Genomic DNA, 20,524 nt, shown 5'->3' with positions numbered 1-20,524 from the left:
GCCGCCGCTCAGGCCGCGGGCGGCCGGGGATCGGGATCGAACCCCAGCTCCCGCGCGACGTCGGCCTGCGCGACCGGCGCCAGCGGCGCGGCCGGATAGGCGCCGGGCCATGCGACCTGGATCGCGCCGCCGGGCGCCAGCTCGTCCAGCGCTTCCAGCAGCGGCGCGCCGTCGCCGGTGACCAGCTTTTCCAGCAGCGCCGGCAGGTCGCGGTCCAGCACGATGCCCGCGCCCAGCGGCGTCATGGCGTAAAGCCGGCCGGCATCGTCCAGCCGCCAGCCGGTCACCGCCTCGACCGCGGCGTCCGTGTGGGTGACCAGGGCGCCGGCCTCATCGTCGAGCCGCAACACGTAGGGCGCGGCATCCAGGCGCAGGTACACGCGCTGCGGGCCGTTCTGGAAATACCAGCGGCCGGCCTCGTCATGTTCGTAATTGCGGTTGATGAACGCCAGGATCTGGCTGTTGGTAATGGATTCGCCCGGCCCGCCCTGCGCGGACAGGCCCTGCGGATGCAGCCGCCAGCGGCCCCTGGCGTCCAGCGACAGCCAGCCGTACACCGCGGGCACGTCGGGCCAGCGGGCGAGAGCGTCTTTTACCGATTGGTCCATATTCCCCGTGCCGCAATGGCGTGCGTCGCGCAGCCGATGGTCAGCAGGCAAGAATAGCGGAAAAGGGGGGAGACTGGAGAAGCTGCTGGAGGCGCAAGCCGGAATCGAACCGACGTACACGGATTTGCAATCCGCTGCATAACCACTCTGCCATTGCGCCAGCATTTCAAGAAAAAAGGAAGCTCGGTATAGGCCGTTGCTTCCTTTTTATAATTTGGAGCGGGAGACGAGTCTCGAACTCGCGACCTCAACCTTGGCAAGGTTGCGCTCTACCAACTGAGCTACTCCCGCATATGCATTGCATTCGATGCCCTGCATGTGTTTTTGGTGCGTTTTTCTTTTTCAAGAAAAAGGCCGTGTTCACCAAAGACAGCGATTATACACAGAATTTCGGACTTGTGCCAATAACGGGATTCAGTGCGTTTCCGCCGCGGGCGCTGCTTCAGCCTCGGCCTGCGGCGCGGCGTCGGCCGCCGCATCGGGCTTCGGCGCGGGCGCGGCCTTGGCGCGCGGCTTGCCGGCGGGGCGGCGGCTGGCCTGGCGGCGCGCGTAGGCGGCCTGCTGTGCGGTCACCTTGCCCACGGGCTGGCCTTGCAGGTCGATGCGCGGCGCGTCTTCGGTCAGGCAGGCCCAGTAGCGGCTGCCTTTGCACCATTCGGCGATGGCCAGCTTGAGCTGTTCCTGCGTCATGGAAAGCGCTTCGAGGTGTTGGGCGGCATCGGCCAGGATGCCCTCCTTGAGCGGCACCTTGGGCGCGGGATTCTTGGGGAAGGCCAGCGGAAACTGCTTCTGCAGGCGCCAGATCGCCTCGATCGTGGGATCGACCGGCTCGCGCTTCCTGGCCTCCTGCTTGCGGGCGGGATTGCGTTGCTGCTTGGCGGCATCGCGCTTTTTCGACTGGCCTGCGGCTTTCGGTTGGGCTGGCGCCGCTTGCTGGGCTTGCGCCCGGAGCTGCTCTCGCAGGTCGGCAAGTTTTTCAAAACCCATTGTTCTTTCCAACACCTCTGACTTGTGCAACCAGAAGGTTACCCCATGTCCGTGACCGGGGCACTGCGAGTGGTTGCGGATGGGCCGGGCGATAAAAAAAGGGCCCGAGGGCCCTTTTCACCGGGATTTCCCAAAAACCGCGCATGCGTTTTCGGAAATCGAAATCTGGAGCGGGAGACGAGTCTCGAACTCGCGACCTCAACCTTGGCAAGGTTGCGCTCTACCAACTGAGCTACTCCCGCATCGTTGCCTGGACCGTCTGCGATCACGGGGACCGGCGGCGGCTTATGGCAAGCGAGGCGGAAGTATACCCAATTTTTCCGGAAACGCCAGCCGCGCAGGCGACGGCCCATTCAGCTTGATCCATATCAAGATTCTGCGCATGTGTTGATGACAGGGCCGGGCGGCTGGTCCCATACTCTGCTTCGAATTAAGTGATACAGAAAAATGTAGATAACAAAAAATTCAGTATCACTTAATCGGGTCGCGACACTTCGCGATCGCACGACGCCCATCCGATCAAGGAGGAGAGGAAAGCCATGGAAAAGCAACGTTATGCCGCCACGCAGGAACTGCCGCCGCCGATAGAGCAGCCCAACGTCTATCCGCTGTCGTGGGTCTGCAAGACCCGCAAACTTCAGGAGGTCTGGGAAGCATCCCTGCGAGAGAACTGGGACCCGGAGAAACTGCCCTGGGACACCCTGGACCTGGAAAGCTACAGCTGGGAAGAACGCGAGGCGATCGCCTATTGGTGGACGCTGTTGTCGGTGTTCGACGCGTCGGCGCCGCCGGTATTCGCCGAGGCCCTGGTCAAGACCTACGAGGTCCATGAAGAGGACGTCGTGCGCAAATGTTTTTTCTCGGTCACGCGCGACGAACAGAACCACGAGATCATGTGCGGTCTGGCCATCACGCGGCTGCTGGAGCATCCCGACCCGCTCACCTACACGCCCAAGACCGAACTCGGCAAGCGGCTGCAGAAGAACGCGCAGTGGCTGTACTTCAACGGCTCGCGCTACTGGACGGGCTACAAGAAGGCGGTGCCGAAATACGATCTCGCGGTGCTGTTCAGTTCGTTCCTGATGGGCGAGATCGCGGCCGCCACGATCTTCAAGCAGATGTACGAAAACTCGCGCGAAGCCGTGTTCAAGGAAGGTTTCAAGAACATCGGCCGCGACGAGGGCCGCCACATGGCCATCTGTATGGCCGTGATGGAGCGCGACTATCCCGGCCTGAAGGACGACGTCAAGGCGGTGGTGACCAAGCAGATCCGCGCCGGCTATCTGTTCCTGTCGGCCGTGCTGTTCGAGCCGCCGATGGAGTTCTGGGACCTGCCGGCCGACTTCATCGCCAACCAGCGCGAGGCCGAGGAAGTGGCGCGCGAGGCCGGCTTCGGTATTCCCACCCATGAGGCCAAGCTGGAGAACTGGCGCAACGCCATGCTCAACCTGAAAGGCGTGCTGGACCGCTACAACATTCCGTTCCCCGCCATCCCCGAAGTCGGCATCACCGGCCAGGAAGTGTCGGACGTGGACCTGGAAGACATCATCCCGGTGTTCTGACCTCATGACATGACTACCATCACCATACAACCCTCCGGCCGGACGGTGGAATGCCTGCCCGGCGACACCGTGCTGACGGCGCTGGAGCGGGCGGGCTACGCCTTGCCCAACAACTGCCGCGCCGGCGCCTGCGGCGAATGCAAGGTCAAGGTGCTCGCCGGCGCGTTCGATCAGGGCACCGTGCTGGACATGGCCTTGACCCCGCAGGAGCGCGCCCAGGGCTACGGCCTCATGTGCATGGCCAAGCCGCTGGACGACGCGCTGGAGATCGAATGGGGCACGGCCGACGCGCGGCCCAAGCTGTTTCCGCCGCGCGAAAACCAGCTGTTCGTGGTCACCGACAAACGGCCGCTGGCCCCGCGCGTCATGGAGCTGCGCCTGCGGCCGCTGGGCAAGCCCATGCGCTACTGGCCCGGCCAGTACGTGATGCTGGGCAACCCCGGCGCGGGCGTCGCGCCGCGCGCGTACTCGATCTCCAACGCCCCGCGGCCCGACGGCGAACTGGTGCTGCAGATCGCGCGCCGGGACGGCGGCGCCACCAGCGTGTGGGCGCACGATACGCTGATGCCGGGCGACAACATCAAGCTGGCCGGTCCCTACGGCACTTTCATCGGCGATCCCGCCGTGGACGCGCCGATACTGTGCCTGGCCGCCGGCACCGGGCTGGCGCCCATCCTGGCGCTGACCGAAGCGGCCATGCGCCGCGGCTTTCGCCAGCGCGTCATGCTGGTGGTGTCGGCGCGCACCCATGCCGACGTATACGGGCTGGGCATGCTGGCGTGGTGGCGCGCCCGTCACCGCAAGTTCGATTACCGCATCGCGCTGACCCGCGAGCAGCGCGACGGCTGCCTCGCGGGCCACGTCCAGGACGTGCTGGCGGAGGTGGCGGCGGACCTGTCGCGGCACACGGTGTTCGCCGCCGGCAGTCCCGGCTTCGTCGCCTCGGCCGTGGCCGCGGCCACGCGCCTGGGCGCGCAACCGGACGCGATCTACACCGAAGGTTTCCACGCCCAGCAGCGGCCCACGGTGGCCGACGACGCCCATTTGCTGTCGGGCGCCGCGGCCTGACGGGGCGCTATCGGCGCGGCGCCGGCCTGAAAGCCGGCGCGGCCAGCAGCAGAAAGCCGCCCGCGATCGCCAGGTTCTTCAGGAAGCTGTTCAGCTGGCCGGAGAACTGCGCCGGTTCCGCGGCCCAGAACGGATGGCCGATGAAGGCCGTGAGCACCGTGAACGCGCCCATCGCCAGCGCCACGTCGCGCAGCCGCCAGCCCAGCGCCACGGCGACGGCCCCGCCGATTTCCACCAGGATCACCATGATCGCCAGAAGCTCGGGCAACGGCAGGCCGAGCTTGGCGAAATAGCCCGCCGTGCCGCCGAAGGCGAGGGCCTTCCTGATGCCCGCGACCAGGAAAAGCAAGGCCAGCAGCAGGCGTGCGGCGAGTTGAAGGCGGTTTTGGTCCATGTCACTTTGCTCCTTGTGGTGATGTGATGGTTGCGTGGTGGACGTTCTGCGCGGCGAGCAGGTCGGCGTACAACTGCTGTGTCTGTGCGACGAAACCCTGCACGCCGAATTCGGCCACGCTCTTGGCGCGGGCCTCCTGGCTCATGGCGTCGAGCCGCGGCCGCTGCGCAAGAATGCGGGTCAGGCATTGCGCGATGTCCTGCGGCGAGGATGGCTTCACTAACCAGCCGTTCACGCCGTCGTCGATGTTCTCGGGCAGGCCCGCGTAGCGGCTCACCATGACCGGCTTGCCCATGGCCATCATTTCGCGGCAGGCGAACGAGATGGTCTCGATGCGGCTGGACAGCACGAAGCCCAGGTCGAACTCCGCCACGAAAGGCCGCACGTCGGTGAGTAGCCCCGCGTAGTACACCTGGCCCATCATGTCCAGTTCCTGGATGCGCGCGAGCTGCGCGGCGCTGGGCGGCTGGCCGGCGACCGCCACCAGCGCCTGTTCGCGCAGGTGCCGTGGCAGCAGCGCCACCGCCTCCACCATGTGCAGCCAGTTCTTGTAGTCCGCCGTGCCGGCGTTGCTGCCGATCACCAGGCGGCCCCGGATCGGAATGGGCCATACCGGGGAGTCCGAGGGCGGGCGCGGCCGGTAGTATTCCGTGTCCACGCCGTTCTTGATGGTGCTTATGGGGCAGCGCGCATAGGGCGAGGCGCGCAGCCTGCGCGCCGTGTCGTCGCATACCGCGATGACCTGGTCGGTGCCCAGGCCGGCGCGCAGCCGCGCGCCCAGCCCGGAAATTTCATGGTTGTCGTGCTTGGTGTAGACGATGCGGGGGCGCGGCCCGCGCATGCGCATGCGCGCCAGCATCACGCAGCGGTGGTCCAGCGGGCCGTTGACGTGCACGATGTGAAAGCGCTCCGCCTCCATGAGCGCCTTCAGCCGGGCGACCAGCGCGGGCGTGCGCCAGATGCGGCTGGAGTATTCCACCGCCACCTTGCGGCTCATGCCGGCCAGGCTGGAATCGCGGTAAAGCCGGCTCGACGCGGGCACGGCAAGCGTCAGGTTGTGCAGCCCGCCCAGCTGCCGGATGAGGGTGGACAGGTAAGTGGTGTGGCCGCCGCCGTCGCCTTTGTGGTAGTTGGTGTACAGAATCTTCATGGATCTCGGGCCCGCATTTCCCGCCGGATGTGCATGTTTCCGCACTCTATGCAAGGGCCGCTGACCCCAGCGTGACCCAGGCCTGACACGAACATGACGGCAGGCTGACCGGCCCGTTTCCTGACAATTGCGTCAGGTTCGAGTCATGCTGCCGACGGCGCCGGCGGTATAAATTCAGGAGGCGCCCCGTGACGGCGGCCGGCGCACCGAAAGCAAATCTCGAAGGAAACCCATGCGCCTGCTGGTAGTGGAAGACGAGCCCAAGACGGCTTCGTACATCAAGCGTGGGCTGACCGGCCTGGGCTACACCGTGGACGTCTCCGGCGACGGCGTCGACGGCCTGTTCCTGGCCCTGGAACACGAATACGACGGCATCGTCCTGGACGTCATGCTGCCAGGCCAGGATGGCTATGCTTTCCTGGAGCGCCTGCGCGCGCGCAAGCAGACGCCGGTGCTGATGCTGTCGGCCCGCGGCTCGGTGGACGAGCGCGTCAAGGGCCTGCGCAAGGGCGCCGACGACTACCTGCCCAAGCCGTTCTCGTTCACCGAGCTGGTGGCGCGCATCCAGGCGCTGCTGCGCCGCCGCGGCGGAAACGGCGTCGACATGACGCTGCTGCAGGTCGACGACCTGCAGGTCGACATGATGGCGCGCCGCGCCACCCGCGCCGGCCAGCGGCTGGATCTCACGGCCAAGGAGTTCGCGCTGCTCAGTCTGCTGGCGCGCCATCAGGGCGAAATCCTGTCCAAGCTGATGATCGCCGAACAGGTCTGGGACATGAATTTCGACAGCGACGCCAACGTGGTCGAAGTGGCGATGCGGCGGTTGCGCGTCAAGGTCGACGCGCCCTACGAAAAGAAGCTGCTGCACACCGTCAGGGGCATGGGCTACCTGCTGGAAAGCCGCGACGAAACTGCGTCCGACGCCTCATGAGCCCCTCGATTTCGTCGCGCCTGGCGCTGATGTTCGCCTTGTCGGTGGCCTTGATCGTTTCTGTCTGCGCGGTGCTGCTGCAGGGCTCGCTCAAGATGTCGCTGCAACAGCAGATGGAAAACGAGCTGGAGCTGCGCCACGCATTCCTGGACCCGCTGGTGATGTCGCGAGAGTCGCCCGCGATGTGGCCCAAGCTGGTCTCCCGGCTCGGCGCCATGACGCCGGACGACGGGCTGGACGCGCAGCACTGGATCATCAGCGACGATCCGCGCTACCGCTACGGCGGCCCGGCACCCGAGGGCGTGGAGTGGAGCCGCGTGCCCGACGGCTTTTCGGTCCTGCCCGGCAACAAGGGCTGCTGTCCGCTGAACGTCCTCATCACCACCATCGGGCCGGCCGGCGACCGCCCCTCGGTGCGCCTGGTCGTCGCGCTGGATTCCACGCCGTACATGAAGACGCTGGGCGATTTCACCAGCGTGCTGATCGCCATCTCCATCGCCGGCGTGCTGCTGGTGGCCTTGCTGGGCTACGGCATCGCGCGGCTGGGGCTGGCGCCGGTGCGGCTGTTGAGCGGCCAGGCGCACGGGCTGGCGCCCGGCAACAACGGGCAGCGCCTGGACATCCGCCGCCTGCCGGCCGAGATCAAGGACCTGGCGGTGTCCTTCAATGGCGTGCTGGAGCGGCAGGAGGTGGCCTGGCGCCAGCTCGAGAGCTTCAACGCCGATGTGGCGCACGAACTGCGCACGCCGCTGACCAACCTGATCGGACAGACGCAGCTCGGGCTGGCGGTGGGCAAGGACCGGCAGGAATTCAAGGAACTGCTGCAGTCCAACATGGAGGAGCTGGAGCGCATGACCTCCATCGTCAACGACATGCTGTTCCTGTCGCACGCGCAGGTCGGCAGGATGGCGATGGACCTGGGCGAAGTCTCGCTGCGCGAAGAAGCCGCCAAGACCGCGGAGTACGTCGAGCCGCTGTTCGTCGAGAAGGAGCTGACGGTCCTTATGCAGGGCGACGCCCGCGCCTGCGTGGACCGCAGGCTGTTTCACCGGGCGCTGGCCAACCTGCTGGAGAACGCGGCCTGCTATGCCGATCCCGGCACCGAAATCGGCGTGACGATGCGCGAGCGGCAGGGCTACGCTTACGTCGAAGTCTCCAACCGCGGCGCGCCGATAGATCCCCAGATCCTGCCGCGCCTGTTCGAACGCTTCTTCCGCGCCGAGTCCGCGCGCAGCCAGAGCGGCAAGCACCACGGTTTGGGTCTGGCGATCGTCAAGGCGATTGCCTCGATCCACCGCGGCGACGTGTTCGTGCGCAGCGAGGGCGGAGTCAATACGTTTGGGTTTTCGATGGCGAGCGGGGAGGCGAGGGCGGGCGGGGAGTGAGGCTGGACCGCGCGTTCACAGGCCGAAATCTTCCCGAAGGCGGTCGATCCGGTGCATCCGTTCGTGGAGTGTCGTCACGATGCCGATATCGTTGTTGGAGAGCCGGCGCCAGTAGGCGAAGTGTTGCTCGTAGCGAAAAAAATAACCGTCTATGCCGAATTCGGCCGGTACGGGACCCGATGGCGTCTTGCGGGTTTCGATTCCGTCGAAAGCCTTGAACAGGCCGGTGATATAGCGGTCGGCCTGCTGAGTGCCCCAACGGTTCCGCGTATATCGATAGATCTCGTCGAGCCGGTAGGCCGCGGCCTCTTGGACTCGTATCCTTGTCTGCGCCACGCTGTCAGGCCCGGTTGCGCGCGATCACCTCGGCCGCTGACAGCGGCAGGTACGAAGATTCGGGAGCGGCGTAAGCAAGGGCCAGTTCCGCTTTCAAGCGGTCGGATGCCTCCTGTTCCACGCGCTCGTTGTCTCGTCGGATCAGATCGCGCACGTATTCGCTGACGTTCTCATAAGCGCCATGCTCGCCGACGTTGGCGGCGACGAAATCGCTAAGCGGGCCGCTAAGGCGGACCGTCATGGTCGTAGTGGTCTTGGGCATGATTGATTCCCATGAGGGATTTGTATTCAATATTATTAAATTTGAATACAACAACAAATCCTGGGACGACGCTTTGCCGGGCGGGGCGGAAAAGCAAAAAGGCCCAAACCGAAGTCTGGGCCTTTTCTGGAATCTGGAGCGGGAGACGAGTCTCGAACTCGCGACCTCAACCTTGGCAAGGTTGCGCTCTACCAACTGAGCTACTCCCGCGTGGGTTTCGTGCCATCACGCTCTGCAATGCCGAAACCGGTTTCTTATTCACTCCGATCAACTTGGTTATCGATCGGAAGGCGCGCATTCTACATGATTTTTTTGAGCTTGTCATTTGATCTGTGCCGTCCAGTCTTGTTCACTGCACGGGGTGCGGATAAGACAAGGCAGGCAAAAGCCAGATCAAACACTCAATCAAGTAATATGAGCGAAGACAGAAACTATAGCATACACAGTCGTGCCCATGTCAAATTCCTTCGCTGACGCCGTCGCGCCGATTTCCATGTCTCCGGTCAGCCAGGATCTCACCCGGCTCAATACGCTGGGCCTGGCGTCGCGGGCCGAGGCCTTCGTCACGCTGGACGATCCGGCCCAGCTGCCGGCGCTGTCGCGCCTGGCGCGGCAGGCGTCGTCGCTGCTGGTGCTGGGCGGCGGCAGCAACCTGGTGCTGCCCGAGCGGGTGTCGGGGCTGGTGGCGCGGGTCGGGTTCAAGGGCGTGCGTCTGCTGCAGGCGGGGCCGGATGCCTGGCTGGTCGAGGCGGCGGGCGGTGAAAACTGGCATGGCTTCGTGCAGACCTGCATCGAACAGGGCTGGGACGGGCTGGAGAATCTGGCGCTGATACCCGGCACCGTGGGGGCGGCGCCGGTGCAGAACATCGGCGCCTACGGCGTCGAGCTGCAGGAGCGTTTCCACGGGCTGACCGCCTGGGACGTGCGCGAGGCGCGCTACGTCGACATGGACGCGGCGGCTTGCCGGTTTTCGTACCGCGACAGCGTGTTCAAGCATGACGAGCCGGGGCGCTGGATCATCGTGAGCGTGCGTTTCGCCTTGCCGCGGCCCTGGCGTCCGGTGCTGAACTACCCCGACCTGCAGCGCCATGCGCGGCTGGCGGTGCAGGCGCCGACGGCGCGCGCGATTTTCGACGCGGTGTGCGAAATTCGCCGCGCCAAGCTGCCCGATCCGGCGGTCACCGGCAACGCCGGCAGCTTTTTCAAGAATCCCATCGTGCCGGCCGACGTGCGCGACGCGCTGGCCGAACGCCATGCGGGCCTGGTGTCCTACGCGCAGCCGGACGGCCGCTACAAGCTGGCCGCGGGCTGGCTGATCGACCAATGCGGGTGGAAGGGGCGGGCGCTGGGCGCCGCCGGCGTGCACGACCGCCAGGCCCTGGTGCTGGTCAACCGGGGAGGCGCCGGCGCGGCCGATATCATGGCCCTGGCGCGCGCGATCCAGGAGTCGGTGTTCGAGCGCTACGGCGTGCGGCTGGAGCCCGAGCCGGTCGTCGTGTGATCCGGCTGGTTCCGGGCAGAAAAAAAGGACCTTTGCAGGTCCTATTTTTGTTGGGGCGCGGGCTCAGAGGCCGAGCACCGATTGCATGTCGTACAGGCCGTTGTGCTTGTCTTCGAGGAAGCGCGCCGCGCGCAGCGCGCCCTGGGCGTAGGTGGCGCGGCTGGAAGAACGGTGCGTGATCTCGATGCGTTCGCCGACGCCGCAGAAGGACACGGTGTGATCGCCCACGATGTCGCCGCCGCGCAGCACGGAAAAGCCGATGGTGCCGGGCTTGCGCACGCCGGTGTCGCCGTGGCGGCTCCAGGTGGCGACGTCGGGCAGCGCGACGTCCCAGGCCGAGGCGATGGTCTCGCCCATCTTGAGGGCGGTGCCGGAGGGCGCGTCGACCTTGTTGCGGTGGTGGGCTTCGAAGACTTCGACGTCGTAGCCGGCGTTCAGGATGCGGGCGGCCATGTCGAGCAGCTTGAGCGTGGCGTTGACGCCGACGCTCATGTTGGGCGCGAACACGATGCCGGTCTTCTGCGCGGCGACTTCGATCGCGGCGCGGCCATTGTCGTCGAAGCCGGTGGTGCCGATGACGGCCTTGACGCCGTGCTTGACGCAGGCCTGAAGGTGTTCGAGCGTGCCTTCCGGACGGGTGAAGTCGATCAGGCAGTCGGCCTGGGCCAGCGCGTCGAGGTCGTCGGTGATGGCCACGCCCGTCTGCTTGCCCAGCGTGGCGCCGGCGTCCTGGCCCAGCGCGGTCGAGCCGGCGCGGTCGAGCGCGACCGTGAGCTCCAGGTCGGGGGCGTTCAGGACGGCGTCGATCAGCATCTGGCCCATACGGCCGCTGGCGCCGGCAATTGCAATACGCATGGCGGGGTCCTTGGAATTAGTTGAGCGGCTGGGGCGCGTTGCCCGGCTGGCCGGGGTATTGGTTCAGCGGGCTGACGGGCGCATCGGCCTCGCGCCGGCTCTCGGCTTCGTCCTGTTTCTGGCGGGCCTCGTCCTCGCTCAGGCGCTTTTCCGCCTTCTCGTCGGCGGCGGCGTCGGGCGTGTTGATCTGGTAGGGCTGCAGGTCGGGCTGCTTGTCGCCTTCCCAGCGGACCAGGCGGTCGTTTTCGAACCAGACGGTGAACTTGCGCTCCTGGGCGTCGCCGTAGCCGGGCTTGAAGTAGTAGGGGTAGTCCCAGCGATTGGCGTGCAGCACGCTGGTCAGCGTCGGGCTGCCCAGCGCGAAGCGCACCTGTTCCCGCGTCATGCCCGGCTGCAGCAGGGCGACCTGTTCCTGGGTGATCCAGTTTCCTTGCTGGACGGGGGCCTTGTAGGGGAAGCCCCACTTGTCGCCCGAGCATCCGGCCAGGGCGACGGCCAGGGCGGCGACGGCCAGGCCGGTCTTCAGCGAACGGGAGGGAATTCGTGCAATCATGGACACTACGCGCCCCTATTATTTGGAAGCAGACAAAACCGTTATCATAAAGGTTTCATAAGGATAGTTCCGCGTGGCGGCATGAATTCGGTGAGCCGGCTCGCGGTGAACCCATCCTTGCCCATGCCAACGCGGACGGAGAGCGATTACACCATGAGCGACCAAAGCGAATTGAAGAACATGGGTTTGAAGGCGACTTTCCCGCGCCTGAAAATTCTTGATATTTTCCGCAAATCAGACCAACGGCACCTCAGCGCCGAAGACGTCTATCGCGCCCTGATCGGCGAAAACGTCGAAATCGGCCTGGCCACCGTGTACCGCGTGCTGACGCAGTTCGAGCAGGCCGGCATTCTTGCCCGCAGCCAGTTCGACAGCGGCAAGGCAGTGTTCGAACTCAACGACGGCGATCACCACGATCACCTGATCTGCACGAATTGCGGCAAGGTGGTGGAGTTCTCGGATCCGGAAATCGAAAAGCGCCAGCAGAAGATTGCCAAGGACAACGCCTTTGCCCTGGAAAGCCACGCCATGGTGCTTTACGGCATCTGCGGCAGCTGCCTGAAAGGACGCTGATCCGATCCTCCGGCCCGTGGCTGCGCTCGCGGCGGGGCAGTGAGTTCCAAAACCCCTTCAAATTGAAGGGGTTTTTTTATTGCAGGCGGTATTGCCGATGGGTCAGGCCGGCGCCTGCCCGAAGCCCTGGAGCATCTCGCGCGCATGTTCGCGCGTGGTGGCGGTGAGCTTGATGCCGCCCAGCATCCGGGCGATTTCCTCGACGCGGGCCGACGGGTCCAGCTCTTCGATGCTGGAGCGCGTCGTGCCGCGCGATTCGGCCTTGCTGACCAGGAACTGGTTGTTGGCGCAGGCCGCGACCTGCGGCAGGTGGGTCACGCACAGCACCTGGTGGCGTTCGCCGAGTTCGCGCAGCAGCTTGCCCACGACTTCGGCGACCGCGCCGCCCACGCCGCTGTCGACTTCGTCGAAGATCAGCGTGGGCACGCGCGCGGCGCGGCTGGCGATGACCGACAGCGCCAGCGAGATGCGCGACAGTTCGCCGCCCGAGGCCACCTTGGCCAGGGCGCGCGGGGTGGTGCCGGCATGGCCGGCCACCAGGAATTCGACCTGCTCGTTGCCGTGGGCGGAGGGCGCGGCGGGCGCCAGCGTGGGCTCGAACCGGCCGCCCTGCATGGCCAGCGTCTGCATGGCCTGGGTGACCAGCTTGCCGAGATCGCGGGCGGTCTTGCGGCGGGCCGTGGTGAGCTTGGCGGCGGCGGCGTCGTACTGGGCCTGGGCGGCCTGCGCTTGCGCCCGCAGCGCCTCGACGTCGCCGGCGGCCTGCAGGGCCGCGAGCTGGGCGTGCAGGCTTTCGCGCAGTTCGCACAGGGCGTCGGGCTCGGTGCGGAACTTGCGGGCGGTCTCGAACACCAGGCCCAGGCGGCTTTCCACGGCGCTAAGGCGTTGCGGATCGAGATCGACGCGGCTGACGTAGTTGTTCAGGTCGGAGACGGCCTCGCTGATCGCGATGCGCGCGGATTCGAGTTCGTCGTACACCCCTTGCAGCCCGGGGTCGTGGCGCAGCATCTGCTGGATGCGCTGGTTGGCCTGGGTGACCCGGTGGTGCGCCGAATCGCCTTCGCCGTCCAGGGCTTCGAGAATCTGGCTGGCGCCGTCGAGCAGCGATTGCGCGTGCGACAGGCGCGTGTGCTCGGTCTGCAGCGCGTCCCATTCGTCCGGGCCGAGGGCCAGCTGGTCGAGTTCGTCCACCTGCCATTGCAGGCGGTCGCGTTCGGTCGCCAGGCTGGCGGCGTCTTTTTCGGCGGATTCCAGCTGGCGCGCCAGCGCGCGCCATTGCTTCCAGGCCTGCGACACGGCCTGGCGCAGCTCGCCATGGCCGCCGTGGGCGTCGAGCAGGTCGCGCTGCGCGTCGGCGCGCATCAGGCTCTGGTGCGCGTGCTGGCCGTGGATGTCGACCAGGCTGTCGCCCAGTTCGCGCAACTGCGCGACGGTGGCGGGCGTGCCGTTGATGTAGGCGCGGCTGCGCCCCTGGGCGTCGATCACGCGGCGCAAGGCGAGTTCGTCGTCGGCGTCGATCTCGCGTTCTTCGAGCCAGGCGTGCAGCGTCTTGGGCGTGTCGAAGACGGCGGTGATGTCGGCGCGCGCCGCGCCTTCGCGCAGCATGCTGGCGTCGCCGCGCTCGCCCAGCGCCAGCGCCAGCGCGTCCACCAGGATGGACTTGCCTGCGCCGGTCTCGCCGGAGAAGACGGTGAAGCCGGGGCCGAAATGGATCTCGGTCTGTTCGACGATGACGAAGTCGCGGATGTGCAGGGTGCGCAGCATGTCGGGGCGCTTACTACTCTACGTTGTCGGTGGCCTGGGGCATCAGGTTCCAGTGCAGCTTGCGGCGCAGCGTGGAGAAGAAGCTGTAGCCTTCCGGATGCACGAAGCGGATGACGTAAGGGGCGCGCTGCACGACGATGCGGTCGCCCGGCTGCAGGTCGGACCAGGTCTGCATGTCGAAATGCACGCTGGCGCCGACCTCCACGCGGCCCATGGCCGTGAGCGTCATGTTGAGCACGCCCGTGTCGGGAATCACGATGGGGCGGTTCGACAGCGTCTGCGGGGCCACGGGCACCAGCACCATGGCGTTCATGCCGGGGTGCAGGATGGGGCCGTTGGCCGACAGCGCGTAGGCGGTCGAGCCGGTAGGGGTGGCGATGATGAGGCCGTCGGCGCGCTGCGTGTACATGAATGCGCCGTCGAGTTCGACCCGGACCTCGATCATGCCGCCGCGCCCGGCGCGGTTCAGAACCACGTCGTTCAGGGCGGTGGCGGAATACATCTGCTGGTCGCCGCGCCACACGCTGCCTTGCAGCAGCGTGCGTTCCTCGATCTGGAAGCTGCCTTCGAGCACGCGCGCCAGCGCGCCGTGCGCGTCCTGCAGCGCGATGTCGGTGATGAAGCCCAGGCGGCCGTGGTTGATGCCGATCAGCGGCACGCCGTAGGGCGCCAGGTGGCGGCCCGCGCCCAGCACGGTGCCGTCGCCGCCCATGACGACGGCCAGCGAGGCGGTCTGGCCGATTTCCTCGAGCGTGGCCACGGGGTATTCGGTCAGCCCGGTATTGCGCGCCGTGTCGGCGTCGATGAGCACATGCCGGCCGGCCTGCGCCAGCGCGTGGGCGAGGGCTCTCAGCGGTGTGTCCAGGCCGGTGTCCTGGTATCTGCCGATCAGGGCGACGGTAGGAAAGTGCATGGCTGCTTGCGTATCCAGAAAGGGCGGGCGCGGGCCGAAATCCGCCCGGAATGTGCTATTAAGCCGATTATATGGGGCCGCATATTGGCTTGCGGGACAAAAATCGCCTCAATCGGAAAAGTTTCCCTAAAATACCTGTTATGGATGACCGTGCACGCGCCCTACTGAAGGCGTTGATCGAACGCTATATCGCCGATGGGCAGCCAGTCGGCTCGCGGACGCTATCGAAAGTATTCGATCTGTCTCCGGCCACGATCCGCAACGTCATGGCGGACCTCGAAGAACTGGGCCTGATCCACAGCCCGCATACCTCCGCCGGCCGCGTGCCCACGCCGCGGGGCTATCGCATGTTCGTCGATTCGCTGCTGGCGGTGCAGTCCTACCAGCTCGAGCCCCACAACATGGGCGAGATGCTGGCGGCGGCCGAACCCACCCGCGCCGTCAACGCCGCGGCGGCGCTGCTGTCGAACCTCACCCAGTTCGCCGGGGTGGTGCTCACGCCCAAGCGTGCGCAGGTGTTCCGCCAGATCGAATTCATCCGCCTGTCCGACAAGCGCGTGCTGCTCATCATCGTCACGCCCGACGGCGACGTCCAGAACCGCATCCTGTTCGTCCAGCGCGATTACTCCGAGACGGAATTGCTGGAAGCCGGCAATTTCTTCAACATGCATTTCGCCGGCAAGTCCTTCAACGTGGTGCGCCAGACCCTGTCGACCGAGCTGGCCCAGCTGCGCGAAGACATTTCGCGCCTGATGCAGGCCGCCGTCGAGGCCAGCGCCGAGGCGGCCGAGGACGGCGACGCCATGGTGATCTCCGGCGAGCGCAAGCTGCTCGACGTGACCGACATCGCCTCCGACATGGACCGGCTGCGCAAGATGTTCTCGCTGTTCGAGAAAAAAACCGACCTGCTGCAGCTGCTGGACGTCTCCAGCCGCGCGCAGGGCGTGCAGATCTACATCGGCGGCGATTCGCAGCTGGTGCCCATGGAGGAAGTGTCCGTCATCACCGCGCCCTACGGGGTCGACGGCAAGGTGGTGGGCACGCTGGGCGTGATCGGCCCGACCCGCATGGCGTACGAGCGCGTCATTCCCATCGTGGACATCACGGCGCGCCTGTTGTCCAACGCCCTCAGCCACAACCAGTAGGCCCATTCAAAACGACATCCTCCTTGCGGAGGAAGGGGAGTGTTTGTGTTTCTTCGCCTGTTCAAATACTTGTGGCCTGAACGGTATCTGCCCGAGCCCGAGCAGGACGACCCCTTCGACGAAGATCCGCCGCCGCGCGGGGCCGGGCGGGTCGGCGTGCTGCTGGTGAACCTGGGCACGCCCGATACGCCGGGCAGGAAGGACATCCGCAAGTACCTGGGTGAATTCCTGTCCGATCCGCGCGTGATCGAGATTCCCCGCTACCTCTGGAAGCCGATACTGCACGGGCTGGTGCTGACCATGCGGCCCAAGAAGCTGGAGCCGCGCTACGCCGGCGTCTGGCTGCGGGAAGGTTCGCCGCTGATGGTGTACAGCCGGCGCCAGGCCGACGGCGTGCGCGCCGCCCTGCGGGCCGCGGGCGTCGACGCCGTGGTCGAGCTGGGCATGCGCTACGGCAATCCTTCCATCCCGGACGCCATCGCGCGCCTGCGCGCCCAGGGCTGCGAGCGCATCCTGACCGTTCCGCTCTATCCGCAATACGCGGCCAGCACCACGGCCACGGCGGTGGACGCGGTAACCCGGCATGCCGGCCGGCTGCGCGACCAGCCGGAGCTGCGCTTCATCAAGCGCTTCCACGAAGAGCCGGCCTACCTGGACGCGCTGGCCGGCCATATCGAACGCTATTGGCAGGAGCACGGCAAGCCCCAGAAGCTGGTCATGAGCTTTCACGGCCTGCCGCGCTATTCGATCGAGCTGGGCGACCCTTACTACCGCGACTGCATGGAAACCGCGCGCCTGCTGTGCCAGCGATTGTCGCTGCCGCGCGCCCAGATCGAGGTGACTTTCCAGAGCCGTTTCGGCTCGGCCCGCTGGCTCGAACCCTATACGGAACCGACCCTCAAGGCGCTGGCCGCCTCGGGTACGACGGAGGTCGATGTGGTGTGCCCGGGTTTTGTGGCAGACTGTCTGGAAACCCTGGAAGAGATCAGCCTGGAATGCCGCGACGCCTTCATGGCGGCGGGCGGCAAGCGCTTCCGCTACATTTCCGCGCTCAACGACGATCCGGCCTGGATCGCGGGGCTGGCCGGCCTGGTGGAACGGCACTTGCAGGGATGGCTCACGCAGTCCACCGACTTGAAGGAGAAGGCGCATGCACCATGATCCCAAGACTGGCAAGACGGTAAAAAAGGGGACGGTTAGCACTCCCGTAGACGAGGATCAGGTCGAGCACGAACTCGACGAGGCGCTTGCGGAGACCTTTCCGGCCAGCGATCCCATTGCGGTCAACCCCGAGCCCGACGATGAAGAAGAGCGCATGGACCGCGCGCTCAAGGAGAGTTTCCCGGCCAGCGATCCGGCCGCGCCGGCGCAGCCTCCCAAGAAATAGCGGGGAGGCGTCGGGGAATATTTCGTTTTCCCGGGCTTGAAATAGGGGTATTGGCCCCCATTCATGTCTGCGAAAGCCATTCTTTTTGGAGGATTCCCCATGACGGCACCCCACGAGCCTGCGGACCAGGCGCCCGAGATCGGCCAGAACGCCGATGCGGCTCCCGCCGGACAGGACGCCGCGCAGGCCGAGCTGAACGAGTTGCGCGCCCAGCTGGACGCCGCCCAGGCTACCGTCAATGAACAGCGCGACCAGGTGCTGCGCGCGCACGCCGAAGTCGAGAACATGCGCCGCCGCGCCCAGGAAGACGTGTCCAAGGCGCGCAAGTTCGGCATCGAGTCGTTCGCCGAAAGCCTGGTCCCGGTGAAAGACAGCCTGGAAGCCGCCCTGGCCCAGCCCGACCAGACGGTCGAGGCGCTGCGCGAAGGCGTGGAAGTCACCCTCAAGCAGCTGTCGGCCGCCTTCGAGCGCAACCTGCTCAAGGAAATCGCGCCGGCGCAGGGCGACAAGTTCGACCCGCACCTGCACCAGGCCATTTCATCCATTCCCAACGAGCAGCCCGCCAATACCGTGGTGCAGCTGCTGCAGAAAGGCTATTCCATCGCCGACCGGACGCTGCGCCCGGCGCTGGTGGTGGTGTCGGCCGGCCAGGGCTGAGGCATCCCATGAACGATCCCCGCTTCGACCCCGCCCAGGTATTCCAGGTGTTCGGCATGCGTCATGTCGACTCCGATGGATTCGACCGGGCGGTGATCGAGGCGCCGGGAACGGATTTGCGCTGCGTGTTCCTGTGGGGCCAGGATTGCTACAACTGCAACCTGTTCAAGCAGGCCGCGCTGCTGCACCGGGAGACCCTGCTGGGGCTGGGCCTGACGTGGTTCGAGGCCGACGTCTACGCCGACGAACCCCTGGGCCGGCGCTTTTCCCTGCATGGCGTCCCCACTTTTGTGCTGTATCGCGCCGGCAAGCGGCTGGGGCGCATCACCGGCTGGCCCGGGCTGCCCCAGTTCACCGAGGCGATCCGGCGCCAGCAGGAAACGGCCGCGGAAAATTCTGGCCCGGCGTCTTGAAAAACCTTACGGGCAGCCCCAGTTATGTGGGGACAAGACGTTTCCCCCTATTTACACAGATTCAATCAAGGTAACCCACCATGAGCAAGATTATCGGCATTGACCTGGGCACGACCAACAGCTGCGTGGCTGTCATGGACGGCGGGCAGGTCAAAATCATCGAAAACGCGGAAGGCGCGCGCACCACCCCCTCCATCGTCGCCTACATGGACGACGGCGAAACGCTGGTCGGCGCCCCGGCCAAGCGCCAGGCGGTGACCAACCCCAAGAACACCCTGTACGCGGTGAAGCGCCTGATCGGCCGCAAGTTCGAAGAAAAGGCGGTGCAGAAGGACATCAACCTGATGCCCTACGCCATCGTCAAGGCCGACAACGGCGACGCCTGGGTGGAAGTGCGCGGCAAGAAGATGGCGCCTCCCCAAGTGTCGGCCGACGTGCTGCGCAAGATGAAGAAGACCGCCGAGGACTACCTGGGCGAAGAAGTGACCGAGGCCGTCATCACCGTGCCCGCGTACTTCAACGACAGCCAGCGCCAGGCCACCAAGGACGCCGGCCGCATCGCCGGCCTGGACGTCAAGCGCATCATCAACGAACCCACCGCCGCCGCGCTGGCGTTCGGCCTGGACAAGACCGAAAAGGGCGACCGCAAGATCGCCGTCTATGACCTGGGCGGCGGCACGTTCGACGTGTCCATCATCGAAATCGCCGACGTCGATGGCGAGAAGCAGTTCGAAGTGCTGTCGACCAACGGCGACACCTTCCTGGGCGGCGAAGACTTCGACCAGCGCATCATCGACTACATCATCGGCGAGTTCAAGAAGGAACAGGGCGTCGACCTGTCCAAGGACGTGCTGGCCCTGCAGCGCCTGAAGGAAGCCGCCGAAAAGGCCAAGATCGAGCTGTCCTCGGCCCAGCAGACCGAAATCAACCTGCCGTACATCACGGCCGACGCCTCGGGTCCGAAGCACCTGAACCTGAAGATCACGCGCGCCAAGCTGGAAGCGCTGGTCGAAGAACTGATCGAACGCACGATCGAGCCCTGCCGCGTGGCCATCAAGGACGCCGGCGTGAAGGTTTCCGACATCGACGACGTGATCCTGGTCGGCGGCATGACCCGCATGCCCAAGGTCCAGGAAAAGGTGAAGGAATTCTTCGGCAAGGATCCGCGCAAGGACGTGAACCCCGATGAAGCCGTCGCCGCCGGCGCCGCGATCCAGGGTTCCGTGCTGTCGGGCGACCGCAAGGACGTGCTGCTGCTGGACGTCACCCCCCTGTCCCTGGGCATCGAAACCCTGGGCGGCGTGATGACCAAGATGATCCAGAAGAACACGACGATCCCGACCCGGTTCTCGCAGACCTTCTCGACCGCCGACGACAACCAACCGGCCGTGACGATCAAGGTGTTCCAGGGCGAGCGTGAAATCGCCGCGGGCAACAAGGCCCTGGGCGAGTTCAACCTCGAAGGAATCCCGCCGTCGCCTCGCGGCATGCCGCAGATCGAAGTCACGTTCGACATCGACGCCAACGGCATCCTGCACGTGTCGGCCAAGGACAAGGGCACCGGCAAGGAAAACAAGATCACCATCAAGGCCAACTCGGGTCTGTCGGAAGACGAGATCCAGCGCATGGTCAAGGATGCCGAGGCCAACGCCGAGGAAGATCACCGCGTCGCCGAACTGGCCCAGGCGCGCAACCAGGCCGACGCGCTGGTGCACGCCACCCGCAAGTCGCTGACCGAGTATGGCGATAAGCTCGAAGCCTCCGAAAAGGAAGGCATCGAAGCCGCCATCAAGGAACTGGAAGACACGCTGAAGGACGGCGACAAGGCCGCCATCGACGCCAAGGTGGAAGCCCTGTCCACGGCCTCGCAGAAGCTGGGCGAGAAGATGTACGCCGACATGCAGGCGCAGCAGGCTGCCGGCCAGCAACAGGCCGCTGACAACGCGAAGCCGGTGGACGACAACGTGGTCGACGCCGACTTCAAGGAAGTCAAGCGCGACCAATAATGGCCAGGCGCTGACCTGCCTCTGCCGCCCGGTAGCCGGAGAAATCCGGCTACCGGGCGCACTCATTCTGTAGC

The 20,524-nt window shown here is 65.8% G+C and carries 22 protein-coding genes and 4 tRNA genes; 12 read left to right on the top strand and 14 right to left on the bottom strand.

Going from position 1 to position 20,524, the window contains the following annotated elements:
* Positions 1 to 8: 8 nt before the first annotated feature.
* The 5 genes from AC1IQ6_RS22780 to AC1IQ6_RS22760 all read right to left on the bottom strand — a co-directional run bounded on the left by AC1IQ6_RS22780 (position 9) and on the right by AC1IQ6_RS22760 (position 1,837).
* A complete protein-coding gene (locus AC1IQ6_RS22780; RefSeq protein ID WP_485865342.1) occupies positions 9 to 608 on the bottom strand; it encodes a DUF2946 family protein in 600 nt (199 codons plus the stop codon).
* An 86-nt stretch (positions 609 to 694) separates the two neighbouring features.
* Positions 695 to 768: transfer RNA gene (locus AC1IQ6_RS22775), tRNA-Cys, on the bottom strand.
* A gap of 55 nt (positions 769 to 823) precedes the next feature.
* A tRNA-Gly gene (locus tag AC1IQ6_RS22770) sits at positions 824 to 899 on the bottom strand.
* 123 nt (positions 900 to 1,022) lie between these two features.
* Positions 1,023 to 1,595 (bottom strand): ProQ/FinO family protein, encoded by a 573-nt coding sequence (locus AC1IQ6_RS22765; RefSeq protein ID WP_102775636.1) that lies wholly within the window; start codon positions 1,593 to 1,595, stop codon positions 1,023 to 1,025.
* Between the two features lie 166 nt (positions 1,596 to 1,761).
* Positions 1,762 to 1,837 (bottom strand) — tRNA-Gly (locus AC1IQ6_RS22760).
* Between the two features lie 297 nt (positions 1,838 to 2,134).
* On the opposite strand from AC1IQ6_RS22760, the gene AC1IQ6_RS22755 reads away from it, so the two are divergent.
* Both AC1IQ6_RS22755 and AC1IQ6_RS22750 read left to right on the top strand, forming a co-directional pair.
* Entirely contained in the window at positions 2,135 to 3,157 is a 1,023-nt protein-coding gene (locus AC1IQ6_RS22755; protein WP_111826456.1) for a hypothetical protein, read from the top strand.
* Positions 3,158 to 3,166: 9 nt separating this feature from the next.
* Positions 3,167 to 4,225 carry a 2Fe-2S iron-sulfur cluster-binding protein gene (locus AC1IQ6_RS22750; RefSeq protein WP_485865341.1) on the top strand — a complete coding sequence of 353 codons (1,059 nt, stop codon included), beginning with the start codon at positions 3,167 to 3,169 and terminating at the stop codon, positions 4,223 to 4,225.
* A 7-nt stretch (positions 4,226 to 4,232) separates the two neighbouring features.
* On the opposite strand, the gene AC1IQ6_RS22745 is transcribed toward AC1IQ6_RS22750, so the two are convergent.
* The gene (locus AC1IQ6_RS22745) at positions 4,233 to 4,619 is read right to left on the bottom strand and encodes a DoxX family protein (RefSeq protein ID WP_485865340.1); all 387 of its coding nucleotides are present in this window, start codon (positions 4,617 to 4,619) and stop codon (positions 4,233 to 4,235) included.
* 1 nt (position 4,620) lies between these two features.
* A complete protein-coding gene (locus tag AC1IQ6_RS22740) occupies positions 4,621 to 5,769 on the bottom strand; it encodes a glycosyltransferase family 4 protein (RefSeq protein ID WP_111826459.1) in 1,149 nt (382 codons plus the stop codon).
* 232 nt (positions 5,770 to 6,001) lie between these two features.
* Here AC1IQ6_RS22740 and AC1IQ6_RS22735 point away from each other — a divergent pair, with 232 nt between their 5' ends.
* The gene (locus AC1IQ6_RS22735; protein ID WP_111826460.1) at positions 6,002 to 6,700 is read left to right on the top strand and encodes a heavy metal response regulator transcription factor; all 699 of its coding nucleotides are present in this window, start codon (positions 6,002 to 6,004) and stop codon (positions 6,698 to 6,700) included.
* Complete coding sequence (locus AC1IQ6_RS22730; RefSeq protein WP_111826461.1) at positions 6,697 to 8,085, top strand: heavy metal sensor histidine kinase; 1,389 nt, start codon at positions 6,697 to 6,699, stop codon at positions 8,083 to 8,085. The genes AC1IQ6_RS22735 and AC1IQ6_RS22730 overlap by 4 nt, the downstream gene beginning before the upstream one ends.
* Before the next feature lie 15 nt (positions 8,086 to 8,100).
* Here AC1IQ6_RS22730 and AC1IQ6_RS22725 read toward each other — a convergent pair whose 3' ends face one another.
* The 3 genes from AC1IQ6_RS22725 to AC1IQ6_RS22715 form a co-directional block, all read right to left on the bottom strand.
* The gene (locus tag AC1IQ6_RS22725; RefSeq protein ID WP_111826462.1) at positions 8,101 to 8,421 is read right to left on the bottom strand and encodes a type II toxin-antitoxin system RelE/ParE family toxin; all 321 of its coding nucleotides are present in this window, start codon (positions 8,419 to 8,421) and stop codon (positions 8,101 to 8,103) included.
* Positions 8,422 to 8,425: 4 nt separating this feature from the next.
* On the bottom strand, positions 8,426 to 8,683 hold the full coding sequence (locus tag AC1IQ6_RS22720; protein ID WP_247747900.1) for an addiction module antitoxin: 258 nt from the start codon (positions 8,681 to 8,683) through the stop codon (positions 8,426 to 8,428).
* A gap of 134 nt (positions 8,684 to 8,817) precedes the next feature.
* A tRNA-Gly gene (locus AC1IQ6_RS22715) sits at positions 8,818 to 8,893 on the bottom strand.
* 244 nt (positions 8,894 to 9,137) lie between these two features.
* Between AC1IQ6_RS22715 and murB the strand changes: the two genes are divergently transcribed.
* Positions 9,138 to 10,184, top strand: a complete 1,047-nt coding sequence (murB, locus tag AC1IQ6_RS22710; RefSeq protein ID WP_485865339.1) for a UDP-N-acetylmuramate dehydrogenase — start codon at positions 9,138 to 9,140, stop codon at positions 10,182 to 10,184.
* A gap of 63 nt (positions 10,185 to 10,247) precedes the next feature.
* Here murB and dapB read toward each other — a convergent pair whose 3' ends face one another.
* Entirely contained in the window at positions 10,248 to 11,039 is a 792-nt protein-coding gene (dapB, locus tag AC1IQ6_RS22705) for a 4-hydroxy-tetrahydrodipicolinate reductase (protein ID WP_111826465.1), read from the bottom strand.
* A gap of 16 nt (positions 11,040 to 11,055) precedes the next feature.
* The gene (locus AC1IQ6_RS22700; RefSeq protein ID WP_102774195.1) at positions 11,056 to 11,592 is read right to left on the bottom strand and encodes an outer membrane protein assembly factor BamE; all 537 of its coding nucleotides are present in this window, start codon (positions 11,590 to 11,592) and stop codon (positions 11,056 to 11,058) included.
* A gap of 153 nt (positions 11,593 to 11,745) precedes the next feature.
* Between AC1IQ6_RS22700 and fur the strand changes: the two genes are divergently transcribed.
* Positions 11,746 to 12,165, top strand: a complete 420-nt coding sequence (gene fur, locus AC1IQ6_RS22695; RefSeq protein WP_062679813.1) for a ferric iron uptake transcriptional regulator — start codon at positions 11,746 to 11,748, stop codon at positions 12,163 to 12,165.
* Between the two features lie 102 nt (positions 12,166 to 12,267).
* Here the strand turns inward: fur and recN are convergent, their stop codons facing one another.
* On the bottom strand, positions 12,268 to 13,929 hold the full coding sequence (gene recN / locus AC1IQ6_RS22690; protein ID WP_111826466.1) for a DNA repair protein RecN: 1,662 nt from the start codon (positions 13,927 to 13,929) through the stop codon (positions 12,268 to 12,270).
* Positions 13,930 to 13,942: 13 nt separating this feature from the next.
* Positions 13,943 to 14,842, bottom strand: a complete 900-nt coding sequence (locus AC1IQ6_RS22685; protein WP_102774197.1) for an NAD kinase — start codon at positions 14,840 to 14,842, stop codon at positions 13,943 to 13,945.
* A gap of 140 nt (positions 14,843 to 14,982) precedes the next feature.
* Here AC1IQ6_RS22685 and hrcA point away from each other — a divergent pair, with 140 nt between their 5' ends.
* The 6 genes from hrcA (at position 14,983) to dnaK (ending at position 20,450) form a co-directional block, all read left to right on the top strand.
* A complete protein-coding gene (gene hrcA / locus AC1IQ6_RS22680; protein ID WP_102774198.1) occupies positions 14,983 to 15,987 on the top strand; it encodes a heat-inducible transcriptional repressor HrcA in 1,005 nt (334 codons plus the stop codon).
* A 45-nt stretch (positions 15,988 to 16,032) separates the two neighbouring features.
* Complete coding sequence (hemH, locus tag AC1IQ6_RS22675) at positions 16,033 to 17,148, top strand: ferrochelatase (RefSeq protein WP_485866596.1); 1,116 nt, start codon at positions 16,033 to 16,035, stop codon at positions 17,146 to 17,148.
* Positions 17,138 to 17,374: a hypothetical protein gene (locus tag AC1IQ6_RS22670; RefSeq protein ID WP_111826467.1), complete on the top strand. Its 237-nt coding sequence runs from the start codon at positions 17,138 to 17,140 to the stop codon at positions 17,372 to 17,374. Before hemH ends, AC1IQ6_RS22670 begins: the two co-directional genes overlap by 11 nt.
* Positions 17,375 to 17,473: 99 nt before the next feature.
* Positions 17,474 to 18,031, top strand: coding sequence for a nucleotide exchange factor GrpE (gene grpE / locus AC1IQ6_RS22665; RefSeq protein WP_102774200.1), 558 nt, complete (start codon positions 17,474 to 17,476; stop codon positions 18,029 to 18,031).
* 8 nt (positions 18,032 to 18,039) lie between these two features.
* Positions 18,040 to 18,444 carry a thioredoxin family protein gene (locus tag AC1IQ6_RS22660; RefSeq protein WP_102774201.1) on the top strand — a complete coding sequence of 135 codons (405 nt, stop codon included), beginning with the start codon at positions 18,040 to 18,042 and terminating at the stop codon, positions 18,442 to 18,444.
* Positions 18,445 to 18,524: 80 nt separating this feature from the next.
* The gene (gene dnaK / locus AC1IQ6_RS22655; RefSeq protein ID WP_102774202.1) at positions 18,525 to 20,450 is read left to right on the top strand and encodes a molecular chaperone DnaK; all 1,926 of its coding nucleotides are present in this window, start codon (positions 18,525 to 18,527) and stop codon (positions 20,448 to 20,450) included.
* Positions 20,451 to 20,524: the final 74 nt, after the last annotated feature.

Source organism: Achromobacter sp. MUI-25009338, from assembly GCF_057359325.1.
Note: the sequence above shows the minus strand (reverse complement) of the source record. Positions and strands in the feature narration are given on the sequence as shown.